Raw genomic sequence first — 3,074 nt, forward strand, 5'->3', positions numbered from 1 at the left:
CCAGTACCCGGCCGACCTGCTGGACATCGCGGTCAACAAGGGCGAGATCCAGGCGATCGCCGACGGCGACCCGACGCTCTACCTGATCGAGAAGCGCAACAAGGGGCGCTACCAGGAACTCGCATCGAATCTCTCCGGCGAGTACAAGGACAAGGTCTGCTGCATCGTCGGCGCCCGCGGCGAACTGGTGCGCAAGGAGAAGCCGGTGGTGGCGGCGCTGGTGCGCGCCATCGTGCAGGCCTCGGACTTCGTGGCCGAGAACCCGAACGAGTCGGCCAAGCTGTTCGCGAAGTATTCGCCGAAGGTGCCGGTCGAGGACTTGCAGGCGCTGCTCGGAACGCTGACGCACGCGCATCACCCGGTCGGCAAGAACCTGCGCGACGAGGTCGAGTTCTATGCCCGCGACTTCCGCTCGGTCGGCGTGCTGAAGTCGAGCACCGATCCGGCGCGGCTGGCCAACCACGTGTCGGTGGACGTGCTGGCATGACGACCGCCGAGAACATCCTCGGCGCGCCGCGGCCTCAGGCGGCGCCGGCGCGCCTGCCGGCCCGGCGCGACGCGCGGCCCGTTGCCACGCCCGCCGTGCTGGACGAGCCCGCCGTGACCGGCGTCTGGCGCACCGGCCTCGTCGCAGCCGCCGCATGGCTGGCGCTCGGCGTGCTGACCGTCTATTGGCCCAACCGCGAGGTCGGCTTCAGCGACTGGAACTTCACGCAGGAGTTCGGCATCGGCGCGATCGCCGTCGCCGTCGCTCTCGGGGTGCTGGCCTTGCTCGGCGCCCGCGCCGGACGGATCGGCCGCCAGCTGCGCCCGGCCGGGCAGTGGCTCATCGCCGCGCCGCTGCTGCTCGCGCTCTGGGAAGCGCTGACGGCCAAGATGGGCCTGCTGCCGCCGCCCTTCTTCGCGCCGCCGCAGAGCCTGCTCGATGTCGCCGTCGAGGACTGGAGCCGGCTCGGCCTCTCGACCGCGCATTCGCTGCGCCTGCTCGCGCACGGCTTCGTGCTGGGCGCGGGGGTCGGCTTCGCCACGGGTGTGTGGATCGGCTGGTCGCGCATCGCCGGCTACTGGGTGCATCCGGTGCTGCGCTTCCTCGGTCCGGTGCCGGCCTCGGCGCTGCTGCCGCTGGCCTTCTTCTTCGCGCCATCGAGCTATGCCGCGGCCGTGTTCCTGGTCGGGCTCGCCACCTTCTTCCCGGTGGCGGTGCTGACCTGGTCGGGGGTGGCCTCGGTGAACAAGAGCTACTACGACGTGGCGCGCACGCTGGGCGCGCCGGAGTGGTTCCTGGTGCTGCGGGTCGCGGTGCCGGCGGCGCTGCCGCAGGTCTTCGTCGGCCTGTTCATGGGGCTGGGGGCCTCCTTCTCGGTCCTCGTGACGGCCGAGATGATGGGCGTCAAGGCCGGCCTCGGCTGGTACCTGCAGTGGGCCCAGGGCTGGGCCGCCTACCCGAACATGTATGCGGCGCTGCTGGTGATGGCGGTGCTGTGCTCGGGCTTGATCACGCTGCTGTTCAAGGTGCGCGACCGTGCGCTGTCATGGCAGAAGGGGACCGTCAAATGGTGAGCGCCGCCACCGTCGCGCAGGCCGGCGCGCGCATCGACATCCAGGCGGTTAGCCACTGGTTCAGGCAGCAGGGCGGCGTGCTGCAGGTGCTCGACGGCATCGACCTGCAAGTGCGTGCGGGCGAGTTCGTCGCGCTGCTCGGGCCCAGCGGCTGCGGCAAGTCGACGCTGCTGCGGCTGGTGGCCGGACTCGAGCCTGCGACCACCGGCCGCATCACGCAGGACGACGTGCCGATCGCACGGCCCGATCCCTCGCGCATCGTCGTCTTCCAGGACCCGACGCTCTACCCCTGGCGCAGCGTCTGGGACAACGTGGCACTGGGCCTGCAGGCGCGCGGGCTGCTGAAGACGCAGCGCCGGCGCGTCGACGACGCGCTCGCGCTGGTCGGCCTCGGCGACTTCGCGAAGAGCTTTCCGCACCAACTGTCGGGCGGCATGGCGCAGCGGGTGGCGCTGGCGCGCGCGCTGGTCAACGATCCGCAGTTGCTGGTGCTCGACGAGCCGCTGGGCAAGCTGGACTCGCTGACGCGCATCGCCATGCAAAGCGAGCTGGTGAACCTGTGGCAGCGTGCCGGCTTCTCGGCGCTGCTGGTCACGCATGACGTGGAAGAGGCGCTGTTCCTCGCCAACCGCGTGATCGTGCTGAGCGACCGGCCGGCGCGCATCACGGCGGAGCTGGTGGTCGACCTGCCGTACCCGCGGCATCGCGGCCACCCGCGGCTGGCGGCGCTGCGGCACGAGGCGCTGCGGCACCTCGGCCTCGACGCGACCTGGTGACACCACGGTGGTCCGCACACCGGATGCCGCGTGGCTGGAACCGCTGGTCGGGTGGCTGCAGAGGGCGCAGGAAGGCCTGCTCGGGCTGCTGGCCTGGGCCGGCCTGGCCGGAACGAGCCATGGCCAGGCCGCCTGGCCCTGGGCGCTGCGGCTGTCGGGCGAGAACCTGCTGATCGACGCCGGACAGGCCAGGCGCCTGGCCCTGACCCTGCTCGTGCTGGCGCTGGCGGCGCTGGCGCTGCTGCTCGCGGGGCTCTGGCGCCAGCCGCGCTGGTTCTTCATTGCGGCGGTGCCGCTGCTGCTCGTCGCCGCGCCGTGGCCGCAGGCCGCGGTGCTGTTCGTGCCTGCGGTTCCAACGAGCTTTCACCGGTCGCCGACCGGGTTCGACGTGGCTTCGATGGCACGCGGCGGCGAACTCCATGCGCGGCACTGCGCCGCCTGCCATGGCGTCGACGGGCGCGGCCGGGGCCCGCTCGCCGCGGCCCAGCCGGTCTGGCCGCCGGACCTGGCCGGCCCGCTGCTCTGGCGGCGCGCCGATGGCGAGCTGCTCTGGCACCTGCTGCACGGCATGAAAGATCGCCACGGTGCCGCGACCATGCCGGCCTTTGCGCAGCTCGGCGACGGCGAGGCCTGGGCGCTGATCGACTTCATGAAGGCCCAGGCTGCCGGCCAGAGCCTGCGCGCGACCGGGGCCTGGGCAGGCCCCGTCGGCCTGCCCGATGTCGAGGTGCGGTGCGC

General features: G+C 72.2%; 4 protein-coding genes. All 4 read left to right on the forward strand.

Annotated elements, in window-relative coordinates:
* A partial coding sequence (locus AC1D2K_RS32745) for an ABC transporter substrate-binding protein (protein ID WP_478094352.1) occupies nucleotides 1-487 on the forward strand: 487 nt, incomplete at its 5' end.
* Nucleotides 484-1,560 (forward strand): ABC transporter permease, encoded by a 1,077-nt coding sequence (locus tag AC1D2K_RS32750; RefSeq protein ID WP_478094354.1) that lies wholly within the window; start codon nucleotides 484-486, stop codon nucleotides 1,558-1,560. The genes AC1D2K_RS32745 and AC1D2K_RS32750, both read left to right, overlap by 4 nt.
* On the forward strand, nucleotides 1,554-2,336 hold the full coding sequence (locus AC1D2K_RS32755; protein WP_478094356.1) for an ABC transporter ATP-binding protein: 783 nt from the start codon (nucleotides 1,554-1,556) through the stop codon (nucleotides 2,334-2,336). Before AC1D2K_RS32750 ends, AC1D2K_RS32755 begins: the two co-directional genes overlap by 7 nt.
* Before the next feature lie 7 nt (nucleotides 2,337-2,343).
* The coding region (locus AC1D2K_RS32760; RefSeq protein WP_478094358.1) for a c-type cytochrome at nucleotides 2,344-3,074 on the forward strand (731 nt) is incomplete at its 3' end.

The sequence above is a fragment of the Variovorax sp. P1_H12_2 genome (genome assembly GCF_056405335.1).